This is a genomic window from Anaerobutyricum soehngenii (assembly GCF_009697165.1).
Classification (GTDB): domain Bacteria; phylum Bacillota; class Clostridia; order Lachnospirales; family Lachnospiraceae; genus Anaerobutyricum; species Anaerobutyricum soehngenii.
In genome coordinates, this window is sequence record NZ_VULP01000014.1 from 16,979 (window position 1) to 38,211 (window position 21,233).

The window sequence follows — 21,233 nt, forward strand, 5'->3', positions numbered from 1 at the left end:
AAGGAATTAGAAACATGGTAGGTATTGTTGTTGTATCCCATAGCCAGAAGTTAGCAGAAGGTGTTGTGGAATTGGCATCTTTAATGGCACCGGAAACACCGATGAAGGCAGCCGGTGGAATGGATGACGGCGGATTTGGGACAAGCTTTGAAAAAATTACAGAAGCAGTCGAGGAAGTGTATAGTGAGGATGGCGTAGCAATCTTTATGGATTTAGGAAGCGCTGTTATGACAACAGAGATGGTCTTAGAATCTATGGAAGACCGCAAGATCAAGATGGTTGATTGTCCTGTTGCAGAAGGAACGATTGCAGCCGCAGTAGTTGCCGCAGGAGGAGCTTCTCTTGAAGAAGTTGTGCAGGTAGCACAAGCATCGAAAGAACAGGCAAAATTCTAATTTGTAAATTTTGTATAGACGAAAAAAGAAAAAACACGATATCCTATCTGCTCTGTAGTTGCTGTATTTAAGATGCTCGTCTGCATCTTAAATACACTCCGAAGCCGCATCTGGGATATCGTGTTTTTTCTTTTTTCTGTTTAATCCAAATTCACAGTTTAGTAACATGGAATATGCCAGAAGGAAGTTCTATTGCAGGGGGCAACAGACGCCGCTGAAGAGAGATTGCTTAACTGAATTGTATTAAGGTTTCTAAAGAAAAGAGAATTTTTATAAGTTTGATTTTGTTCCGTTGCGCCAAACGCTACATTTTGCCTCAAAAAACGAAAACTTCGGAAAAACGAGTCCAAAGTTTTCGTTTTTTGAGGCAAAATTCCACAGCGCAAAGTCACAAAATGCAATACTTATAAAAATTCTCTTTCCTTTACTATAGTTTCCTTGCAATTCAGCAAGAAGTTCTATTATAGCGGCTGTCTAACCTCATCCTACAACTCAGTTAAAAAACAAGGGGATTATCCAGAAGTATACAATTTCTATTCAGATGGAAAACTCCAGAAGAAATGAGTCAATCCTTTAGATTTTAATTTCCTGAGGATCCATAACCTTCTGGAGAATCCCCATTCTCACCAACTGTAGATTTAGAGTAGTCAGAAAAAAGAAAAACTACCCTATCCCAGATGCGACTACAGAGCAGATGGGATAGGGTAGTTTTTCTTTTTTCGTCTACACCAAATCTACAAATCAGGAGTTCTATTTTTTTCTTCTTTCTCATAGGGATATAAAAAATACATGGTGTGATTTTATGCTGGAAAGGAAGAGTTCTTTTGTCTGTTCGGTAAATGGAGCCAAAGAAATCAGTATAGAAAATTATGGAAGTCTGGGTGATTTCAGTGATAAAAAGATTGTGTTGAACTGCTATAAATGTAAGATGATTATTGAGGGGGAAGGTCTTTTAATTGAATATTTTACCGATGTTGATATGAAGATTACAGGTCATATTCATTCAATTCATTTTTGAAGGGAGAAGAAGATGCTCTTTTCGTTATTTCATTTTCTGTCGGGATATTGCCGGGTTGTTTTAAGTGGGATGAATCAGGAACGTTTTTTAAATCTCTGCGCAGCAAAGCAGATTCTTTTGTGGAATATTAAAAAAGAGGGAAAGCATTATATTTTTTACATAAGCAGAGGGGGATATAAAGAACTTCAGGAAATATCAGAAAAAACGGGGAGTACGTTCCGGTGTATACAGAAAAAAGGAATCCCGTATTTGTTCTGCAGATATAAAAAAAGAAAGTGTTTTGTGTTGGCACTTTTGTTTTGTACAGCTATTTTTATTGTCATGTCCTGTTTTATATGGCAGGTGCAGGTGACAGGAAGTTATGGACACTCAGAGGAAGAGCTTCTTGATTATCTTGAGAAAAAAGGAGTTCATAGTGGGACAAAGATTTCAGGGTTTTCGTGTGCACGATTAGAGGAGCAGATTCGAAAGGATTTTGAAGATATAGCATGGGTGTCTTGTGAAAGAAAGGGAACACTGTTAAGAGTCAGAGTGAAGGAAACTTTAGATAAACGTGATCAAAAGGAGGGAGAAATGCAGGAATCACCATGTAATCTTATTGCTTCAAAGAAAGGAAAGATTGCCAGTATACTTATAAGAAGCGGAAGTGCAAAGGTGAAAAAGGGCGATAAAGTAAAGCCGGGGGATGTGCTTATTTCAGGGGTTGTAGAGATAAGAGATGATGCGGGAGAAATCGCAGAGGAGACCTTAGTAAGGGCGCAGGGAGATGTTTATGCGATTTCAAAAATAAAATATGAAGATCATTTTCCATTAATTTATTATAAAAAAAATTATACTGGAAAGACAGAAAAAAGTTATCGCTTTTTGATAAATGGTTATACGATTAAAATGCCGGAACGTAAAACAGCATATGCAGAGTATGATGAACAGTCCAGAGAAATTTTGCTGCATATCGGACCGCAGTTTTATCTGCCGGTTTCTCTTTTTGTTATAACAAAGGCGCAGTGTCAGATTTCAAAAGAGAGTTATAGTGTGTCCCAGGCAAAAAAGGAGGCAAGGAAGCGTCTTTTTCTCTTTTTGAAAGAATATGAGAGAAAAGGGGTGGTAATCCTGAAAAATAATGTTAGAATAGACAGTGATAAAAATGAGTGTACTGCAAAGGGAATTATCAAGATAAAAGAACGTGTAGGTAAAGTTCAGGAGATTTCCTCAACATTAAATGGGGAAAAGGATATAAAACAAGAGCCTGTTGTTTTAAACAGATAATTTTGGCAGTAAGTTCAATTACAAATCATATAGTGGGATTTTGAAAATATATTGACAAGAAAGGAAAATCAGACAAAGAATGAGTATAGCAGAACAGGAATTCCCTTTTCCAGCGGAACATGCAAGTAATGTTTTTGGTCAGTTTGATGCAAACATGAAAAAGATAGAGAAGACATTGCATGTAACGATTATTTTTAGAGATGACAAGTTGAAGTTAATTGGAGGAGAGAAGGATTGCGATAGAGCAAAACATGTAATAGAGCAGCTCCTTTTATTATCGCAGAGAGGGAATGATATTACAGAGCAGAATATTAATTATACACTTTCTCTTTCCATGACGAATGAGGAATCTGCGGTTACCCAGTTAGATAGTGATGTGATCTGTCATACGATCATGGGGAAACCGATTAAGCCAAAAACGATGGGACAGAAGAAATATGTGGATATGATTACCAATAAGATGATTGTATTTGGTGTAGGACCTGCGGGAACCGGAAAGACATATCTTGCGATGGCAAAGGCAATTACAGCATTTAAGGCGAATGAAGTGAATCGTATTATTCTGACTCGTCCGGCGATTGAAGCCGGGGAGAAATTGGGATTTCTTCCGGGTGACCTTCAAAGTAAAGTGGATCCGTACTTACGGCCTCTTTACGATGCGCTTTACGAAATTATGGGTGCGGATACTTTTGCTAAAAACATGGAAAAGGGATTAATAGAAGTGGCACCTCTTGCTTATATGAGAGGAAGAACGTTAGATAATGCATTTGTTGTGTTAGATGAAGCGCAGAATACGACACCGGCACAGATGAAGATGTTTCTCACCCGTATTGGTTTTGGATCAAAGGCAATTATTACCGGCGACCTTACGCAGAAAGACTTGCCGTCAGGTACTCGTTCAGGTCTTGATGATGCACTTCATGTGCTTAAGAATATTGATGAAATTGGTGTATGTAATCTGACAAGCAAAGATGTTGTGCGTCACCCGCTTGTTCAGAAAATTGTTACCGCATACGATGAGTATGACAAAAAGAAAGAAGCAAGACAAAAGAGAAAGCAGAGAACAACAGGAAAGCAGGAGAAAAAATGACATTTGAAATAGAAAATGTATATCCGGAAGTGGTTTTGCCGGATTATGAGACCGTTATTAAAAATGTAATCGAAGCTGCATTAGATTATGAGAAATGTCCGTATGAAGTGCAGGTATATGTACTTTTGACAGATAATGAGGAGATTCATCAGATCAACAGGGAACATCGCCAGATTGACCGTCCGACGGATGTTCTTTCTTTTCCAATGGCAGACTATCCGGTGCCGGGAGATTTCTCTGATATAGAAGAAAGAGATCCGGATGCTTTTCATCCAGAAACAGGGGAATTGATGCTTGGCGATATCATTATTTCCATGGATAAAGTAAAAGAACAGGCGAAGGCTTATGGGCACTCTAATACAAGGGAGCTGGCATTTTTAGTTGCGCACAGTATGCTTCATCTAATGGGATACGATCATATGGTAGAGGAAGAACGTATAGTAATGGAAAGAAAGCAGGAAGAGATTCTTAAGAGTTGTGGATATATTCGGGAGATGGAATCTTGAAACATACAAAAAAGCATAGGATATGGGATACGATTATTGTTGGTGCAGGAGCAGCCGGTATGGCAGCGGCGATTGCCTGTAAAAATCAGGGACAGAAAGTTCTTCTGATTGATAAGCAGAGTCAGATGGGCAGAAAGATTCTTGTTACAGGTAATGGAAAGTGCAATCTTACTAACTTTTCACAAAAAGAAGAATATTATCGGAGTGATTGTCCCGGAAGAGCGCAGAAAGTACTGTCTGTGTTTGGGCAAAGAGAAGCAATGGAATTGTTCCAAAGTCTTGGAATTTATACAAAGGATAAGAATGGGTATGTTTATCCGTATAGTGAACAGGCGGCAAGCGTGAGGGAAGCCTTTGAAGCAGGTGTACTGTCCGGAACGGGAGTTACTTTTGTTCCTGAAGCGGAAGTTCGTACAGTTTCTGAAAAAGAAGGTCTGTTTTATATCGGGGTACATTTGCTTTCCGAAGAAAATGTACAACATAAAAAAGAAAAATACTATGTTTGCAAGAGCCTTCTTATTACAACCGGTGGACTTGCCGGACCAAAGTTTGGATGTGATGGCAGCGGCTATACATTTGCAAAGCAATTTGGACACAGGATAATAAGACCGCTTCCGGCACTTACTGCATTAAAGTCATCTGCTCCGTTTTTAAAAAAAGTGAGTGGAGTACGTAATCAGGCAGCGATCACATTAGAAATCAATGGCAATGCAGTCCGACATGAAATCGGGGAACTTCAATGGACCGACTACGGAATTTCAGGAGTGGCAATTTTTCAGTTGAGCCGCTTTGCTATTACAGCGTTAGAAGAAAATAAAAAGGTTTCATTATCTTTTGACTTTATGCCAGAGCTTTCTTCAGAAGAAAAAGGAAACCTGTTTTTAAGTCTTGCACAAAATAATAAAAAGAAAAGTATGTTATCTTTTTTAAAGGGACTGTTTCCAGCGAAGCTTTGTCCAATTATTTTAAGAGAGGCAAAGGTAGAAGAAGGACAAACGACGGGCAGAATGAAAAAACAAGATTGGGAGAATCTTGTAAAAGCAGTTGCTCATTTTTCATTGCGAATTAACGGATATGCAAGTTATGAAAAGGCACAGGTAACGAGAGGCGGAGTCTGCCTTGATGAATTAACAGATACGTTAGAGTCCGTTTTGCAGCCTGGACTATTTTTTGCAGGAGAAGTAGCAGACGTTGATGGAACTTGCGGAGGCTATAATCTTCAATGGGCATTTTCGAGTGGTACAGTAGCAGGAAGAGCGATTGTCAAGAGAAATCAAGAGCTTTTTAAGGATGACCGGCATACGATGGAAGAAAACGATGGTATTTCAGAAAGGAACCGAAGAAGATGATACGAATTTCACAGTTGAAATTAAAGGTGGGACATACCAGGGAACAACTTTTTGAAGAGATTATTCATCAGGCGCATGGGAAAAGACCTGTCTCCTGGCAGATTGTAAGAAAATCTGTGGATGCAAGAAAGAAGCCACAGCTTTTTTATGTGTATACAATTGATGCAGAGTTTGAAAATGAAAAGAAACTTCTTTCAGCCAAAAAAAGTAAATGGACAAAACCATCTGTTTCAAACTATACCTTTCCATATAGTAATAGTAAAGAAGCAGGAATGTCTTTCAAAGAAGAAAAACTGGAAGAACGACCAGTGATTGTAGGAATGGGACCAGCCGGACTTTTTGCTGCGTTAGTTCTTGCGAGGGCTGGATTTGCCCCTGTTGTTTTTGAACGTGGGGATTGTGTGGAGACCCGATCTGAAGTTGTGGAACATTTTTTTGAGACGGGGGAACTGGATGAGGAATCGAATGTACAGTTTGGAGAGGGTGGTGCAGGAACCTTTTCTGATGGAAAGCTTAATACATTAGTTAAAGATAAATTTGGGCGAAATCATTTTGTTCTGAAGGAATTTGTGAAACATGGCGCACCGAAGGATATTCTTTATGAAGCTAAACCGCATATAGGAACAGATATTTTAAAAGATGTGGTGGCATCAATTCGAAAAGAAATCGAAAGTCTGGGTGGGGAAGTTCATTTTCGGACAAAGGTTTGTGATATATTGTGTGAGGATATTGCCGGCATAAAAGAAGATGAGGCAGGGAAAGTCCATGAACAGGAAATAACTGCTGGCAGGCAGAACAGCCAGATCAAAGGACTTCTTATCGAGAAAGACAGTGTTCGTACAAAATACCCTTGCCGCAATGTTATTTTTGCAATCGGTCACAGTGCAAGAGATACTTTTTATATGCTTCATGAAAAGAAGCTCTTCATGACTCCGAAAGCATTTGCCATTGGAGTCCGTGTGGAACATCCGGCGCATCTTATTAATGAAAGCCAGTATGGAAAAGAGTATCCGGAAGAACTTCCGACAGCGAGCTACAAGCTTACACATCAGTGTGAAAGTACGGGCCGGGGAATCTATTCTTTTTGTATGTGTCCAGGAGGATATGTTGTAAATTCTTCTTCAGAAAAAGGACGGCTTTGCGTTAATGGGATGAGTTATCATGACCGGGCAGGACGTAATTCAAATACGGCATTGATTACAACAGTAACACCAGAAGATTTTTCTTCTGACAGTCCATTAGCAGGGTTGGAATTTCAACGTAAGTATGAGAAACTTGCTTATAAAATCGGTAATGGAAAGATTCCGGTACAGCTTTTTGGAGATTTCATGAAAAAACAGGTATCCACAAAGATCGGAACAGTCACCCCATCAATAAAGGGAGATTGGCAGTTTGCAAATCTTCATGAGTGCCTTCCGGATTACGTTTGTGAATCTCTTTTGGAAGGGATGAAGGCTTTTGGACGTAAAATAAAGGGGTATGATGCAGAAGATGCCGTTTTTTCAGGTGTAGAAACAAGAACATCTTCCCCGCTTCGCATGGAAAGAAATAAGAAGTTTGAAAGTAATATCAAAGGATTTTTCCCATGTGGAGAAGGAGCAGGTTATGCCGGAGGAATCACTTCTGCAGCAATGGATGGTATTAAAACTGCGGAAGCCATTGCAGAGAAGATTCTCACACAGAATTAAGTACAGCCAGCAGCAAGACAAAGATTGATTGCATCTACTAACAAAGATATTTCTGTGTTTACAAACGTAGGACCATTGTGTATAATACAACGGATAAAATACTACTACGAATTCTGGCTGGAAAAGCCTTAGAATTTAAGCAAAGTAAGTGGTTATTGATAATTATTAAAAGCCACTTAGTATACGAGGAGGGACATTATGAATAACGTCGATATCGACAGAATTAATGAATTATACCATAAATCCAAATCTGTGGGACTTACCAAAGCAGAAGAAGCAGAGCAGAAAAAACTCCGCAAAGCTTACCTTACTGCCATCCGCAAAAACTTGCGTGGTTCTTTGAACCGAATTGACATTCAGAATAAAGACGGAAGTATCGAAAATCTTGGTGAGAAATATGGAAAGAAGCTGGATAAAAACTAAAATGCCAGAAGAAGCTTTAGAATTAAAAAAGAATCTGCGGTGTGATATGAAAGCAAGACGAAATGCATTGACAGATGAAGAAAAAAAACATGCCGCAGCAAACTGCCTGTCAAAATTAAAAGAACTGCCGGAATTTATGAATGCAGACAGGATATATGCCTATATCGCCTGCCGGAATGAATTAGAAACCGCAGACATTATTAGCTGGTGTCTTTCTCATGGAAAGCATGTTGCCGTTCCAAAAGTACAAGGAGAAATTATGCATTTTTATGAAATCACTGCGCTATCTGACTGTGTTCCCGGAGCATTTGGTATCCTTGAGCCAACAGGAGAAGAAAAAGACAGAATCACAACTCCAGGCTTTATGCTTGTCCCAGGACTTGCCTTTGATAAAAACGGAAATCGTCTTGGATACGGCGGTGGATTTTATGATAAATATCTCGCATCCCATGAGGAGATTATAACAGCGGCATTGGGGTATGACTTTCAAATCGTAGAAAAAGTACCGTCCGAATCCCATGATAGGAGGATGGACTATTTAATTTATTAGGCAAAACAGACGCCCCCGAAGAGAGAAGCGCCTCTATATTTGTGACTTTAGTCGCGGCGGTTTGGATGTTCGCTTATGCGCTCGCATCCAAACCTTGCTCCGAGGCCACAAATATAGAGGCGCTTTTCTCTTCGAGGGCTGTCTTTGGCTAGATTTTTAAATTAAATAGTGCATGGGAAAGATTTGAGGTTGAAATCAGAAGTCTCTCATCCCCAAATTACTCCCAACTAATCAGCCATCGGCTTTGTGAAGGTTATAAATATCTGCCGGATTGTCTGATGTAAATAAGGAAGATATTCTTCCATGGATACTGGCTGCTGATATAAAATGCAACTATAGCAGGTAGAACCTACCAGCTCTAAGATTGTAAAAAGCATTAATTCCTGATTCTCGCAGGAGATATGATTCTGTGTCAGCATATCCTGATAGTAATCATAAAACTGTCGAGAATTTTCCGGGACAGTCTTCTCAAAAGCATTTTTAAAGATTCCCCAGGAAAGATTCTTAGAGATGAACTGAAGAAGCTTCGGTTCCTTTTCTAATCGGTCTATGATATGATCAATGACGAAAAACATCTGGTTTTCAAAACCCTGAATATTCTGTTCTATTAAAGCCGTATGCGCATTCCCAAAAAGTTGGCTTGTTTTATATGTTACAAGCCGGTCTCTTAAATCATATTTATCTTTAAAATATAAATAGAAAGTTCCCTTTGCAAGACCTGCCCGGTTTACGATGTCGGAAATGGTTGTTTTAGTAAAACCCTTTTCGGTAAACAGTTCAAAAGAGGTCTGCAATAATGTTGTATTCTTTTGTTTTTTATTTGTCTCAACTTTTCCCATAATAATACCACCTTAAACGATGTTGAATGTATTTGGGTACATTATGCAACAAAAATGACTAAAAGTCAATAACGTAAAAATGACCAAAATTCAGTTTCGCTTATTGAGGAAAATTGTGCGTTACTCAGTGTTGACCAATGGTCATTTTTTGCATATAATATTGGTTAGGAAAATAAAATAGATTGAAGAAGGGGATGATAAGTTTGTTGATTAAGATGGGTAAGCAGATTGCGAAACATAAGTTTCTTATATTGCTTATTGGATTTTTGTTACTGATACCTTCCTTAATAGGAACAGTAACAACAAAGGTTAATTATGACTTACTTAGTTATCTGCCGGATACGCTTGAGACGGTAAAAGGTCAGGATATTCTGGTGGATGAGTATGGTATGGGTGCATTCTCGATGGTTGTTGTCGAGAATATGGAACTGAAAGATGTACAGAAGCTTGAGAGAAAGTTTGAGGCAGTTGATCATGTAAAGGATGTTCTCTGGTACGATGATATTGCAGATCTGAATCTTCCAATCCAGATGATACCAAAGAATTTAAGAGAAGCATTTTTTAAAGGGGATGCCACGATGATGATCGTACTTTTTGATAATACGACATCGTCAGATGAATCGATGAATGCGGTTGCTGAGATGCGGAAACTGGCGAATAAGCAGTGTTTTATCAGTGGTATGTCAGGAGTTGTTAACGATATTAAAGATGTAGCGTTAGATGAACTGCCAATTTATGTTGTAATTGCAGCAGTATTATCTTTTCTTGTATTGGAATTCACTACGGAATCTTTCCTTGTTCCGGTGTTTTTCTTATTAAGTATCGGAATTGCTATTTTGTATAACTTAGGAAGTAACGTATTCTTAGGGCAGGTTTCTTATATTACAAAGGCACTGACTGCGGTTCTGCAGCTTGGAGTTACGATGGATTATTCCATTTTCCTGCTAAATAGTTACGAGGAGTATAAAGAAAAATATTCAGAAGATAAGAACCGGGCGATGGGTCATGCGATTGCCAGTACGTTTAAAGCCGTTGTCGGAAGTTCTGTCACAACCGTAGCCGGATTTGCAGCACTTTGTTTTATGACATTTGCGCTGGGGCGAGATCTTGGTATTGTTATGGCAAAGGGTGTTATCATCGGTGTAGTATGTTGTGTAACGATTCTTCCATCACTGATTCTTGCATTTGATAAACAGATTGAGAAGACAAAGCACAGACCGTTGATTAAGAGCGTAGATGGTGCATCAAACTTTATTATTAAGAATCATTGGATATGGCTGCTGGTATTCCTTGTGATGTTACTTCCGGCAATCCATGGAAATAATAATACAAAGATTTATTATGATATTGCAAAGTCAATGCCATCGACTCTTCCAAGTAATGTGGCAACAGATAAATTAAAAGAAGACTTTGATATGAGTACGATGCATATGATTATGATGGACAGCAACATGGATTCCAAAGATAAAAGGGATATGTTAGATGCCATTGATAATGTAAAAGGTGTAAAGTGGACGATCAGCATGAATTCACTTGTTGGAGCAACTGTCCCGGAATCAATGATTCCAAAGGATATAAAGAGTATGCTGCAAAGTGGCGATCATGAACTTGCCTTTATCTGTTCTGAGTATGAATCAGCAACACCGCAGGTAAATAAACAGATTGCAAAGATTAATAAGATAACGAAGTCCTACGATAAAACTTCGATGGTTATTGGAGAAGCTCCTTTGATGAAGGATCTTGAAGATGTTACCAATATTGATATTCAGAATGTAAATGTTGCTTCAATCGCAGCGATTTTTATTATCATTCTTATTATATTTAAATCAATATCCCTGCCGGTTATCCTGGTATCGATTATTGAATTTGCGATTGCGGTTAACATGGCGGTGCCCTATTATCAGGGTGTAAGTCTTCCGTTTGTTGCCAGCATCGTTATTGGAACAATACAGCTTGGAGCGACCGTAGATTATGCGATTGTTTATACAAGCCGGTATTTGAAGGAACGAAGAAATGGCAAGAATAAATTAGAGGCAGTCAGCATTGCACACAAGTCAAATATGCTTTCTATTATAACGAGTGCATTGAGTCTGTTTGCTGCGACCTATGGTGTAGCCTGTTACTCACAGGTAGATATGATCGGTTCTATTTGTACGTTATTAGCAAGAGGTGCTGTTATAAGTATGATCGTTGTTTTAACTTTGCTGCCAACGATGTTCCTTATTTTTGATAAGGTAATCTGTAAAACGACAGGTGGAATGAAACATATTGATAATTAAATATATCAACAATTCAGGGAGTGATGAAGATGAGAAATAAAAGATTTATAAAGCATACTTCAAAAGCATTTGCTATTCTTATGAGTGCCATGATGGCAGTAGGAATTGCAATGCCGGTAAGTGCCGCAGAGAAGAAAGAGACAAAAGTAGATAAGTCAGAAACTGTTTATGTGAATGCGAATGCAGACGGAAGTGTAGACAAAATTACAGTAAGTGACTGGTTAAAGAACCATGGAAGCAGTGATGCATTAGAGGATTTTTCTAATCTTACGAATATTAAAAATGTAAAAGGCGATGAGACATTTACCCAGAATGCAGATGGTTCTATCGTCTGGGATTCAAAAGGTAATGATATTTATTACCAGGGAGAAACAAATGAGGAACTTCCTGTTACTATGAAGGTAAGTTATTATCTTGACGGCGAGAAGATGGATCCGAAAGATATGGCAGGTAAGAGCGGTGAAGTCAAGATTCGTTTTGATTATTACAATAATTCTAACGAAACAGTAAAAGTAAAAGGGAAAAAATACAATATAAAGACACCGTTTACAATGGTTACTGGAATGATTCTTTCTTCCGATGTATTTTCTAACATCGAAGTTAAGAATGGTAAAGTAATCAGTGACGGAGATAAGAGTGTTGTAGTTGGTCTGGCATTCCCTGGTTTAAAGAGCAGTCTGAATCTTGCTTCTTATGATAAATTAGAAGATGTAGATATTCCGGATTATGTAGAAGTAACTGCCAAAGCAGATAAGTTTGAACTTGCTTTGACAGCGACAGCGGCAACAACAGGAACATTAAAAAATATCGATACAAGTGATTTGAATGATGTCGATGATTTAAAAGAAAATATGGATAAGCTGACGGATGCAACAGATAAGCTGATCGATGGAAGTGAAGCATTATCAGAAGGTATGGGAACCCTTTCTTCTTCCGCCGGAGAATATACCAAGGGTGTATCTACTGCAAATGCCGGTGTAAAACAGCTTGTATCCGGTCTTAATACATTAAATTCTAAAAGCAGTCAGTTAGAATCCGGTGTAGAGTCCTTAAATGAAGGATTAAAGGCACTGAAAAAAGGAACAAAGGCATTAAATTCCGGTATTTCTTCTTATACGAAGGGAGTTTCTAGTTTAGATGCCGGTCTGCAGTCAGCAGCAGGTGGAACCGATAAGTTACAACAGGGAGCGGGTGCTCTTTCTAAAGGCATTACAGACTATACAAAGGGAGCCAATGATCTTGCAAATGGAATCGCAAAGTTAAATGGCAAGGTTTCCGGAATGAGCAGCTTAAAGCTTCCAAGTGAGGAAGAGTTAAAAGCAGTAAAGAGTGCATCTTCTTCATTGGAAAGCGACGCAAAGAAATTACAGGAATCTGCGGCAACGCTTCAGAGTGCGATTGAGAAGATGAATCAGCTATCAGCAGCGGTAGATGTATATAATAGTAAAATCGATGCACATAATAAAAAGGTTTCTGAAAAGTTCAATAGTGCAAAGAAAGCGTTAGAAGACGTAGATAGTAAGGCAACAGAAGAGGCAAATAAACAGATTTCTAATAAGAAAGATTCTATGAGCAGTAAAGCAACAGCAGATGCCAAAGCAGCAGCTAAGTCAGCGATTGACAATGTAAATGGTTTAACACCGGAGATGAAGAGTGCATTAGAGAATGCAATCGACAGTAAAGTTAGTGTAAGTGTAGAGCCATCAAGCATTGAAATCAGTGGCCTGACAGATGATGCTAAAAATGCATTAGGAGATGCTCCAAGTGCAGATAAGCTTACGCTTGGTGAACTGAAAGTCAGTCTTGGAGATATCGAGACTCTTTTGAAATATATGAAGACACAGGCAGCTATCTTAGAGAATTTTGCGGCAAATACCGGTTCTTTATCTGATGCAGCAGGTGAGATTCCAGCATTGATCAAAGGTGTTAGCGACTTAAACAGTGGAGCGAAGGATCTTACAGCAAATAATAAAAAGCTTACAAGCGGTATGAAAGATCTCACTTCCGGTCTTAGCAGCCTTTCCGATGGTCTTGATACAATGACAAAAGGAGCAGCTACTTTAACAGGTAATAATAACAGTCTTACGACCGGAGCAGATTCTGTAGATAAAGGAACAGGTAAACTTGTAGAAGGAAGTAAAAAGTTAGTAACAGGTGTTAAAGCATATGCACAGGGTGTGAATGCCGCAGCAATCGGCGTACAGAGTCTTTCCACCGGAATGAATAAGTTAGATTCCGCAGGTGGTCAGCTTACTTCTGGCATTGATAAGCTTGCAACAGGAAGTGATACTCTTACAGAGGGATTAAAAACATTTAATAATGACGGAATCAGTAAGCTTTCTGATCTTGCAGGAGATGATCTTGACAGTGTGATCAATCATTTTAAGGCAGTGAAAAAGGCAGATAAGAGATATCAGTCCTTCGGTGGAATTAAAAAAGGCGCAGAAGGCAGTGTGAAGTTTGTTATTGAAACAGATGCGATCGAAACGGAAGATGAGTAGGAAAATCGCATAAAAACGGGAGATAACAGGTAAAATTTAAAGAAATCCCTTGATAAATAGAGAAAAACCTGTTATACTACGAATAGTATACTGTAGATGATAAGAGTGGGTGGCTACCCACTCTTATTGTATGTCTGGGAAAGAGGTGAGAATCAACATGAAAAGAACAGAGATTGTTGCAAAGACGGAAGAACTTGTAACTCCAATTATTGAAGAGAATCATTTTGAGCTTGTAGATGTGGAGTATGTAAGAGAAGGTGCGAACTGGTATCTGCGCATATATGCAGATAAAGAAGGCGGTATCAACATTGATGACTGTGTTTTGATCAGCAGGGCTCTTGAAGAGAAACTGGATGCAGAAGATTTTATCTCTGATGCATATATTTTAGAAGTAAGTTCTCCGGGTCTTGGAAGACCATTAAAAAAAGAGAAAGATTTCAAGAGAAGTATTGGAAAGGCGGTAGAGTGCAAGCTTTATAAAGCCATTGACAAACAAAAAGAATTTGAAGGAGTCTTAAAAGACTTTACAGAAGATACCGTTACGATTGAAATTGACGAAAAAGATCTAGTATTAGACCGTAAGGATATTGCCATGATCCGTCTTGCGATTGAGTTTTAAAGAGATATAGATAAACAGGAGGATACGAGAAAATGAGTGAATTAATTGATGCTTTAAATCAATTACAAAAAGAGAAACATATTGAAAAAGAAGTAATCATGCAGGCGATTGAAGATTCTTTAGTTGCAGCATGTAATCGTGACTTTGGTAAGAACGCTGTTGTAAAGGTAAATATGGACAGAGAAACAGGAGATATCTCTGTATATGTAGAAAAGACTGTAGTAGAAGAAGTAGAAGATCCTGCAACAGAGATCAGTTTAGCAGATGCAAAGATGATTCGCTTCCATTATGAACTTGGGGATGTAGTAAATATCGAAGTTACTCCAAAGAACTTTGGAAGAATCGCAGCACAGCATGCAAGAAGTGTGATTGTGCAGAAGATTAAAGAAGAAGAAAGAAGAGTTGTATTTGAACATTTTGCACATAAAGAAAAAGATATCGTAACAGGTGTAGTACAGCGCTGTAATGGAAAGAATATCAGTGTAAGTCTTGATGATAAGACCGATGCTGTTCTCACAGAAAAAGAGCAGGTAAAAGGCGAGGTATTTAAACCAACAGACCGTATTAAACTTTACATCGTAGAAGTAAAAGATACAAACAAGGGACCAAAGATTTTAGTTTCCAGAACACATCCAGAACTTGTAAAGAGACTTTTTGAAAAAGAAGTTGCAGAAGTTTATGATGGAACAGTGGAAATTAAGAGTATTGCTCGTGAGGCAGGTTCCCGTACAAAGATTGCAGTTGCATCCAATGACCCTAACGTAGATCCTGTAGGAGCATGTGTAGGTATCAACGGAGCCCGCGTTAATGCAATCGTAAGTGATCTTCGCGGAGAAAAGATTGATATTATTGAATGGAACGATGATCCGGCAGTATTAATTGAGAATGCATTAAGCCCATCAAATGTTATTTCCGTAGAGGTAGATGAGGAAGAAAAGAGCGCACGTGTTGTTGTTCCAGATTACCAGCTTTCTCTTGCAATCGGTAAAGAAGGACAGAATGCACGTCTTGCAGCAAAACTGACCGGATATAAGATTGATATTAAGAGTGAGAGCCAGGCAGCAGAACTTTCTGAAGAGTTAGACTTTGGTGATGATTTTGGTGATTTTGATGAGATGGAAGATTTCGATCTTGAAGCACCTGCAGAAGAAACAGAAGAAGTATCTGAGCTGACAGAAGCAGCAGAAAGCAGTTCTGAAGAAGAGGAATCTTTCGAGGAAGAAATCCCAGAAGAACCAGAACAGTAAGAACGGAATCTGGTGAACAGCTATGGGAAAGAAAATACCACTTAGACAGTGTGTAGGCTGTCGGGAGATGAAGACAAAAAAGGAAATGATCCGGGTAATCAAAACGCCGGAGAATGAAGTTGTCCTTGATGTGAAAGGAAAGCAGAATGGCAGAGGTGCTTATCTTTGCTTTTGTGCGGAATGTCTTCAGAAAGCAAGACGTTCAAAAGGACTGGAACGTTCTTTAAAGATTTCCATTCCTGATGAGATATATGACCGATTAGAAGAGGAGTTGAAGGAACTTGACACAAAACAGTAAAGTATTATCCATGCTTGGACTTGCAGCAAAGGCTGGTAAAGTTGCCAGTGGAGAATTTTCTACTGAAAAAGAAGTGAAATCTGGCAATGCCTGTCTGGTAATTGTAGCAGAAGACGCTTCTGACAATACGAAAAAAATGTTCCGAAACATGTGTAAGTATTATGAAGTGCCTATGGAGATATTTGCGACAAAGGAAGAACTAGGGCATTGGATAGGTAAAGCGTACAGGGCTTCCATCTGTATCTTGGATGAAGGTTTTGCAAAATCGATCGTTAAGAAAATAAATCTGAATATGGAGGGATAGTGTATGCCAAAAATGAGAGTACATGAAGTAGCAAAGTTATTAGATAAAAGCAGCAAGGAAATTATTACAAAGTTAAAAGAGCAGGGAGTTGAAGTACAGAGTCATATGAGTACGGTATCAGATGAAAATGTAGAAAAATTAAAAGCAGAATTCCAGAAAAAAGAATCTGGCAATAATAGAGGTAATAACGATAACCGCGGTAACCGTAACGATAACAGAGGAAATCGTAACGATAATCGTGGAGATAACAGAAACAATAACCGCGATAATCGCGGAAACCGCAATGATAATCGCGGGGATAACAGAAACAATAACCGTAATAACGATAACCGCGGCAACCGTAACGATAACAGAGGAAATCGTAACGATAATCGTGGAGATAACAGAAACAATAATCGTAATAACGATAATCGTGGCGGCCGTAATGATAATCGTGGGGACAACAGAAACAATAACCGCGGCGGTAATGACAGAAGAAATAAGTCTTCTATGGGAGATACTCCGATTAACGCAAAGGAAACAAGAAACGGTAAAGAAAACCGTCATGATATTAATCGTGAACACAGCCGCGACAATAAAGAAAATAACAGAAATGAAAATCGTGGTGGAAAGAATAACCGCCGCAATAATCGCAATAATGATTTTGGCGGACAGAGAAAGCAGAAGAACAATAAGAAACAGCAGCAGGCTCCTGTACAGCCACCAAAACAGGAAGAGCCAAAGGAAGATGTAATCCGTAATATTACTCTGCCAGATCCAGTATCTTTAAAAGATTTAGCAGATGCCTGTAAGATTCAGCCATCAGTTATCATTAAAAAGCTTTTCATGGCTGGACAGATGGTTACGATCAACACAGAGTTTTCTTTTGATGATGCAGCAGAGATTGCTTTAGAATACAACTGTATTGCAGAAGAAGAAGTAAAAGTTGATGTGATCGAAGAACTCTTAAAAGAGGAAGAAGAGGATGAGAGAAACTTAACAGGCAGACCACCAGTTGTCTGTGTTATGGGTCATGTTGACCATGGTAAAACTTCTCTTCTTGATGCAATTCGTTCTACACATGTTACAGCAGGCGAAGCAGGTGGAATCACACAGCATATCGGTGCGTATGTAGTAGAGATTAATGGAGAAAAGATTACATTCTTAGATACTCCTGGTCATGAAGCATTTACTTCTATGCGTCTTCGTGGAGCGCAGGCAACAGATATTGCTGTTTTAGTTGTTGCTGCAGATGATGGTGTTATGCCACAGACAATCGAGGCAATCAACCATGCAAAGGCTGCCGAAGTAGAAGTTATCGTTGCTGTTAATAAGATTGACAAAGAGGGCGCAAATGTTGATCGTGTAAAACAGGAACTTACAGAGTATGGTCTTATTGCAGAAGACTGGGGTGGAAGTACAGTATTTGTACCGGTTTCTGCTAAGACAGGTGAAGGAATTAATGAACTTTTAGAGATGATTTCTCTTACTGCCGAAGTATTAGAGCTTAAGGCAAATGCAAAGAGAAGAGCAAGAGGTCTTGTTATCGAGGCGAAGCTTGATAAAGGTCGTGGTCCGGTAGCAACAATCCTTATTCAGAAAGGTACTCTTCATGTAGGAGACAGTATCAATGTAGGCCACGCATTTGGTCGTGTTCGTGCAATGATGGATGATAAAGGTAATCGTGTAAAGGCAGCAGGCCCATCTACACCAGTAGAGATTCTTGGTCTTAACGATGTACCATTCTCCGGTGAAGTTCTCATGGCTCATGGAAATGAAAAAGAGGCAAGAGCAACAGCAGATGCATTTATTGCTTATGGAAGAGAAAAAATGCTTGAAGAGACAAAGAATAAGTTATCTCTTGATGACCTGTTCGATCAGATTCAGGCAGGTAATGTAAAAGAATTAAATCTCGTTGTAAAAGCCGATGTACAGGGCTCTGTAGAAGCAGTAAAACAGAGTCTCATGAAGCTTTCTAACGAAGAAGTTATGATCAAGGTTGTTCATGGTGGTGTAGGTGCCATTAATGAATCTGACGTAATCTTAGCTTCCGCATCGAATGCGATCATCATCGGGTTTAATGTACGTCCGGATGCGATGGCAAAGGCTGCCGCAGAAAGAGAAAAGGTTGATATGAGATTATATCGTGTCATCTATAATGCGATTGAAGATATTGAAGCAGCGATCAAGGGTATGTTAGATCCTGTTTACAGAGAAAAAGTAATCGGTCACGTAGAAGTACGTCAGATTTACAAAGCTTCTGGAGTTGGAACAATCGCTGGATGTTACGTACTTGACGGTTCTATCACAAAAGATGCACAATCACGTATCGTTCGTGACGGTATCGTTATTTATGAAGGAGAACTGGCATCTCTGAAGCGTTTCAAAGATGACGTAAAAGAAGTAAAATCAGGTTTCGAATGTGGTATCGTTTTCGAAAAATATAATGATATTAAAGAGGGCGATCAGATCGAAGCTTTCGTAATGGAAGAAATTCCTAGATAACAGGAGGTACTGTTATATGAGAAAAAACAGTGTAAAAAATACCCGAATTAATTCTGAGGTATTAAAAGAATTAAGCCGGATTATTTCCAGAGAGATCAAGGACCCTAGAATTGCTCCTATGACTTCTGTTGTATCCGTAGAGGTGGCTCCGGATTTAAAGACCTGTAAAGCTTATATCAGTGTACTTGGTGATAAAGAAGCACAGGAATCTACTCTAGAGGGGCTTAGAAGTGCGCATGGCTATATCCGTCGTGAATTAGCCCGCAGTATTAACTTAAGAAACACACCGGATGTTCGTTTTATTCTTGATCAGTCGATAGAATATGGCGTAAATATGTCAAAGAAGATTGATGAGATTAATGCAGCAATGCATGCAAAAGAAAAGGAGGCATCCGAAGAATGAGTACAGACAAGAGAGAAAATATGACATTTGCCGAAAGAAAAAAAGAGTTTGAACTTCAGATTCAGAACGCAGAGACAATTGCCATATCCGGTCATATGAATCCGGACGGGGACTGTATCGGTTCCTGTCTTGGACTCTATACCTATATTGTGGAACAGTATCCAGAGAAACAGGTAACACTATTATTAGAACCGGTACAGGAAAAGTTTTCTTTTTTGAAATATGCGGATCAGATTACTCAAAAAAAAGAAAGTACGGAACCGTATGACCTGTTTTTTTCTCTTGATTGTTCCGATACAGAACGTCTTCATGAATTTAAAAAATATTTTGAAGAAGCAAAATACAAGATATGCGTAGATCATCATTTTACCAATCAGGGATTTGGTGATCTGCAATTTATCGTACCGGATGCTTCTTCTACTTGTGAAGTATTATTTTCTATGTTTGACTGGGAAAAGATTTCCCTTGCCTGTGCACAGGATTTATATATGGGTATTGTTCATGATACAGGTGTATTCAAACACACCAATACAACAAGAAAGACGATGGAGACAGCAGGTGCTTTACTTGAAAAAGGAATCCATTCAGAAGATATCATTGATCGAACATTTTACAAAAAATCTTATGTGCAGAATCAGATACTTGGAAGAGCACTTATGGAAAGTATTGTACTCTTACATGGAAAAGTAATCTTTTCGATTATCCGTAAAAGAGATTTTGATTTTTACGGAATTAACAGCAGTGATCTTGATGGTATCATTGATCAGCTTCGTGTAACAGAGGGCATTGAATGTGCCATTCTTCTTTATGAGAAAGAAGATGGTAACTTCAAAGTAAGTATGCGTTCTAATGATGCGGTAGATGTCAGCGCGATCGCTCAGATTTTTGGTGGTGGTGGCCATATCAAAGCTGCCGGCTGCACTGTGCATGGACAGCCAAGAGATATCGTTATGAATATCACACATATGGTAGAGCATCAGTTAAATGAATCAGGAGAAAAGCAGGAATCAATTTATGATAAGCGGAATTCTTAATATAAAAAAAGAAGCAGGATTTACTTCCCATGATGTAGTAGCAAAGTTGCGCGGAATTGTACATCAGAAGAAAATCGGACACACAGGGACGCTTGATCCGGATGCGACAGGAGTACTTCCGGTGTGTCTTGGAAAGGCAACCAAGCTTTGTGATATTATTGGAGACTGGGATAAAACTTATGAGGCAGTTCTTCTCCTTGGAAAAGAAACAGACACTGAAGATACCAGTGGCAAGATTCTTGAGGAAAAAGAAGTGACAGTCACAGAAGAAGAAATACAAAACATTATACTTTCTTTTCAGGGTACGTATGACCAGATTCCACCCATGTATTCAGCTAAAAAGGTAAATGGAAAGAAGCTTTATGAGCTGGCACGACAGGGAATCGTTATTGAAAGAAAACCTTGTCCGGTTACGCTTTCTTCTATTCACATTAAAAAGATAGAACTCCCTTATGTTACTTTTGAAGTAACTTGTTCAAAAGGAACGTATATCCGAAGCCTTTGCCGCGATATAGGGGTAAAAGCAGGATGTGGAGGATGCATGGCAGGTCTTATCCGTACCAGAGTTTCTTCATTTAGAATTGAGGAAGGATTTACGCTCTCAGAAGTAGAAGAAATGAGGGACAGAGATACACTGTCAGAACATATCATACCAGTTGACAAAGTTTTTTTACATCTGCCAGCTGTTTTTGTAAAAGAAAAGGGAGAAAAACTTCTTTATAACGGGAATCCAATTGCTGTAGATTTATACGAAAAAGAACCATCAGCAGAAAGACAGAACGCAAATGAAAAGCAGGAGTACATATACACAGTCGGTGACAGAGTACGTGTATATGACAGTCACCATAATTTTATAGGGATTTATCAGCTTCAGGAAAACCAGGTATTAAAGCCTTATAAATTGTTTCTGTAAATACTCACAAAATCCATACCGCAAAAG

General features: G+C 38.8%; 20 protein-coding genes. 19 read left to right on the plus strand and 1 reads right to left on the minus strand.

Features of this window, described 5'->3' with window-relative positions; genetic code table 11:
• Positions 1-14: 14 nt before the first annotated feature.
• The 9 genes from dhaM (at position 15) to FYJ25_RS07950 (ending at position 8,285) form a co-directional block, all read left to right on the plus strand.
• Positions 15-395 (plus strand): dihydroxyacetone kinase phosphoryl donor subunit DhaM, encoded by a 381-nt coding sequence (dhaM, locus tag FYJ25_RS07910; RefSeq protein ID WP_021907692.1) that lies wholly within the window; start codon positions 15-17, stop codon positions 393-395.
• Between the two features lie 802 nt (positions 396-1,197).
• The gene (locus tag FYJ25_RS07915; protein WP_096239602.1) at positions 1,198-1,413 is read left to right on the plus strand and encodes a YabP/YqfC family sporulation protein; all 216 of its coding nucleotides are present in this window, start codon (positions 1,198-1,200) and stop codon (positions 1,411-1,413) included.
• A 12-nt stretch (positions 1,414-1,425) separates the two neighbouring features.
• The gene (locus tag FYJ25_RS07920) at positions 1,426-2,679 is read left to right on the plus strand and encodes a sporulation protein YqfD (protein WP_154580992.1); all 1,254 of its coding nucleotides are present in this window, start codon (positions 1,426-1,428) and stop codon (positions 2,677-2,679) included.
• A gap of 79 nt (positions 2,680-2,758) precedes the next feature.
• A complete protein-coding gene (locus tag FYJ25_RS07925; RefSeq protein ID WP_096239604.1) occupies positions 2,759-3,769 on the plus strand; it encodes a PhoH family protein in 1,011 nt (336 codons plus the stop codon).
• A complete protein-coding gene (gene ybeY / locus FYJ25_RS07930; protein WP_096239605.1) occupies positions 3,766-4,275 on the plus strand; it encodes an rRNA maturation RNase YbeY in 510 nt (169 codons plus the stop codon). Before FYJ25_RS07925 ends, ybeY begins: the two co-directional genes overlap by 4 nt.
• Positions 4,272-5,624, plus strand: a complete 1,353-nt coding sequence (locus tag FYJ25_RS07935; protein ID WP_096239606.1) for an aminoacetone oxidase family FAD-binding enzyme — start codon at positions 4,272-4,274, stop codon at positions 5,622-5,624. The genes ybeY and FYJ25_RS07935 overlap by 4 nt, the downstream gene beginning before the upstream one ends.
• Positions 5,621-7,312, plus strand: coding sequence for an NAD(P)/FAD-dependent oxidoreductase (locus FYJ25_RS07940; protein ID WP_154580993.1), 1,692 nt, complete (start codon positions 5,621-5,623; stop codon positions 7,310-7,312). The genes FYJ25_RS07935 and FYJ25_RS07940 overlap by 4 nt, the downstream gene beginning before the upstream one ends.
• Before the next feature lie 198 nt (positions 7,313-7,510).
• Complete coding sequence (locus FYJ25_RS07945; RefSeq protein ID WP_021907634.1) at positions 7,511-7,735, plus strand: DUF896 domain-containing protein; 225 nt, start codon at positions 7,511-7,513, stop codon at positions 7,733-7,735.
• Positions 7,710-8,285 carry a 5-formyltetrahydrofolate cyclo-ligase gene (locus FYJ25_RS07950; RefSeq protein ID WP_096239608.1) on the plus strand — a complete coding sequence of 192 codons (576 nt, stop codon included), beginning with the start codon at positions 7,710-7,712 and terminating at the stop codon, positions 8,283-8,285. Before FYJ25_RS07945 ends, FYJ25_RS07950 begins: the two co-directional genes overlap by 26 nt.
• A gap of 227 nt (positions 8,286-8,512) precedes the next feature.
• Here FYJ25_RS07950 and FYJ25_RS07955 read toward each other — a convergent pair whose 3' ends face one another.
• Positions 8,513-9,124, minus strand: a complete 612-nt coding sequence (locus tag FYJ25_RS07955; protein ID WP_021907632.1) for a TetR/AcrR family transcriptional regulator — start codon at positions 9,122-9,124, stop codon at positions 8,513-8,515.
• Between the two features lie 194 nt (positions 9,125-9,318).
• On the opposite strand from FYJ25_RS07955, the gene FYJ25_RS07960 reads away from it, so the two are divergent.
• The 10 genes from FYJ25_RS07960 (at position 9,319) to truB (ending at position 21,206) form a co-directional block, all read left to right on the plus strand.
• Positions 9,319-11,403, plus strand: a complete 2,085-nt coding sequence (locus FYJ25_RS07960; RefSeq protein ID WP_242970674.1) for an efflux RND transporter permease subunit — start codon at positions 9,319-9,321, stop codon at positions 11,401-11,403.
• A gap of 29 nt (positions 11,404-11,432) precedes the next feature.
• Entirely contained in the window at positions 11,433-13,904 is a 2,472-nt protein-coding gene (locus tag FYJ25_RS07965; protein ID WP_167513794.1) for a coiled-coil domain-containing protein, read from the plus strand.
• 157 nt (positions 13,905-14,061) lie between these two features.
• Positions 14,062-14,523, plus strand: coding sequence for a ribosome maturation factor RimP (rimP, locus tag FYJ25_RS07970; protein WP_021907629.1), 462 nt, complete (start codon positions 14,062-14,064; stop codon positions 14,521-14,523).
• A gap of 32 nt (positions 14,524-14,555) precedes the next feature.
• A complete protein-coding gene (gene nusA, locus FYJ25_RS07975) occupies positions 14,556-15,770 on the plus strand; it encodes a transcription termination factor NusA (protein WP_154580995.1) in 1,215 nt (404 codons plus the stop codon).
• A 22-nt stretch (positions 15,771-15,792) separates the two neighbouring features.
• Positions 15,793-16,068, plus strand: coding sequence for an RNase P modulator RnpM (rnpM, locus tag FYJ25_RS07980; RefSeq protein ID WP_096239612.1), 276 nt, complete (start codon positions 15,793-15,795; stop codon positions 16,066-16,068).
• A gap of 10 nt (positions 16,069-16,078) precedes the next feature.
• Positions 16,079-16,372 carry a L7Ae/L30e/S12e/Gadd45 family ribosomal protein gene (locus tag FYJ25_RS07985; protein ID WP_096241561.1) on the plus strand — a complete coding sequence of 98 codons (294 nt, stop codon included), beginning with the start codon at positions 16,079-16,081 and terminating at the stop codon, positions 16,370-16,372.
• Positions 16,373-16,375: 3 nt separating this feature from the next.
• Positions 16,376-18,856: a translation initiation factor IF-2 gene (gene infB, locus FYJ25_RS07990; protein WP_154580996.1), complete on the plus strand. Its 2,481-nt coding sequence runs from the start codon at positions 16,376-16,378 to the stop codon at positions 18,854-18,856.
• A gap of 16 nt (positions 18,857-18,872) precedes the next feature.
• Positions 18,873-19,259, plus strand: coding sequence for a 30S ribosome-binding factor RbfA (gene rbfA / locus FYJ25_RS07995; RefSeq protein WP_021907625.1), 387 nt, complete (start codon positions 18,873-18,875; stop codon positions 19,257-19,259).
• On the plus strand, positions 19,256-20,293 hold the full coding sequence (locus FYJ25_RS08000; protein ID WP_242970675.1) for a DHH family phosphoesterase: 1,038 nt from the start codon (positions 19,256-19,258) through the stop codon (positions 20,291-20,293). Before rbfA ends, FYJ25_RS08000 begins: the two co-directional genes overlap by 4 nt.
• Positions 20,274-21,206: a tRNA pseudouridine(55) synthase TruB gene (gene truB, locus FYJ25_RS08005; RefSeq protein WP_096239616.1), complete on the plus strand. Its 933-nt coding sequence runs from the start codon at positions 20,274-20,276 to the stop codon at positions 21,204-21,206. The genes FYJ25_RS08000 and truB overlap by 20 nt, the downstream gene beginning before the upstream one ends.
• Positions 21,207-21,233 lie beyond the last annotated feature (27 nt).

Coding starts and splice junctions, on each gene's coding strand:
- dhaM (WP_021907692.1), top strand. CDS start 15: ATGGTAGGTATTGTTGTTGTATCCCATAGCCAGAAGTTAGCAGAAGGT.
- FYJ25_RS07915 (WP_096239602.1), top strand. CDS start 1,198: ATGCTGGAAAGGAAGAGTTCTTTTGTCTGTTCGGTAAATGGAGCCAAA.
- FYJ25_RS07920 (WP_154580992.1), top strand. CDS start 1,426: ATGCTCTTTTCGTTATTTCATTTTCTGTCGGGATATTGCCGGGTTGTT.
- FYJ25_RS07925 (WP_096239604.1), top strand. CDS start 2,759: ATGAGTATAGCAGAACAGGAATTCCCTTTTCCAGCGGAACATGCAAGT.
- ybeY (WP_096239605.1), top strand. CDS start 3,766: ATGACATTTGAAATAGAAAATGTATATCCGGAAGTGGTTTTGCCGGAT.
- FYJ25_RS07940 (WP_154580993.1), top strand. CDS start 5,621: ATGATACGAATTTCACAGTTGAAATTAAAGGTGGGACATACCAGGGAA.
- FYJ25_RS07945 (WP_021907634.1), top strand. CDS start 7,511: ATGAATAACGTCGATATCGACAGAATTAATGAATTATACCATAAATCC.
- FYJ25_RS07950 (WP_096239608.1), top strand. CDS start 7,710: ATGGAAAGAAGCTGGATAAAAACTAAAATGCCAGAAGAAGCTTTAGAA.
- FYJ25_RS07955 (WP_021907632.1), bottom strand. CDS start 9,124: ATGGGAAAAGTTGAGACAAATAAAAAACAAAAGAATACAACATTATTG.
- FYJ25_RS07960 (WP_242970674.1), top strand. CDS start 9,319: ATGATAAGTTTGTTGATTAAGATGGGTAAGCAGATTGCGAAACATAAG.
- FYJ25_RS07965 (WP_167513794.1), top strand. CDS start 11,433: ATGAGAAATAAAAGATTTATAAAGCATACTTCAAAAGCATTTGCTATT.
- rimP (WP_021907629.1), top strand. CDS start 14,062: ATGAAAAGAACAGAGATTGTTGCAAAGACGGAAGAACTTGTAACTCCA.
- nusA (WP_154580995.1), top strand. CDS start 14,556: ATGAGTGAATTAATTGATGCTTTAAATCAATTACAAAAAGAGAAACAT.
- rnpM (WP_096239612.1), top strand. CDS start 15,793: ATGGGAAAGAAAATACCACTTAGACAGTGTGTAGGCTGTCGGGAGATG.
- FYJ25_RS07985 (WP_096241561.1), top strand. CDS start 16,079: ATGCTTGGACTTGCAGCAAAGGCTGGTAAAGTTGCCAGTGGAGAATTT.
- infB (WP_154580996.1), top strand. CDS start 16,376: ATGCCAAAAATGAGAGTACATGAAGTAGCAAAGTTATTAGATAAAAGC.
- rbfA (WP_021907625.1), top strand. CDS start 18,873: ATGAGAAAAAACAGTGTAAAAAATACCCGAATTAATTCTGAGGTATTA.
- FYJ25_RS08000 (WP_242970675.1), top strand. CDS start 19,256: ATGAGTACAGACAAGAGAGAAAATATGACATTTGCCGAAAGAAAAAAA.
- truB (WP_096239616.1), top strand. CDS start 20,274: ATGATAAGCGGAATTCTTAATATAAAAAAAGAAGCAGGATTTACTTCC.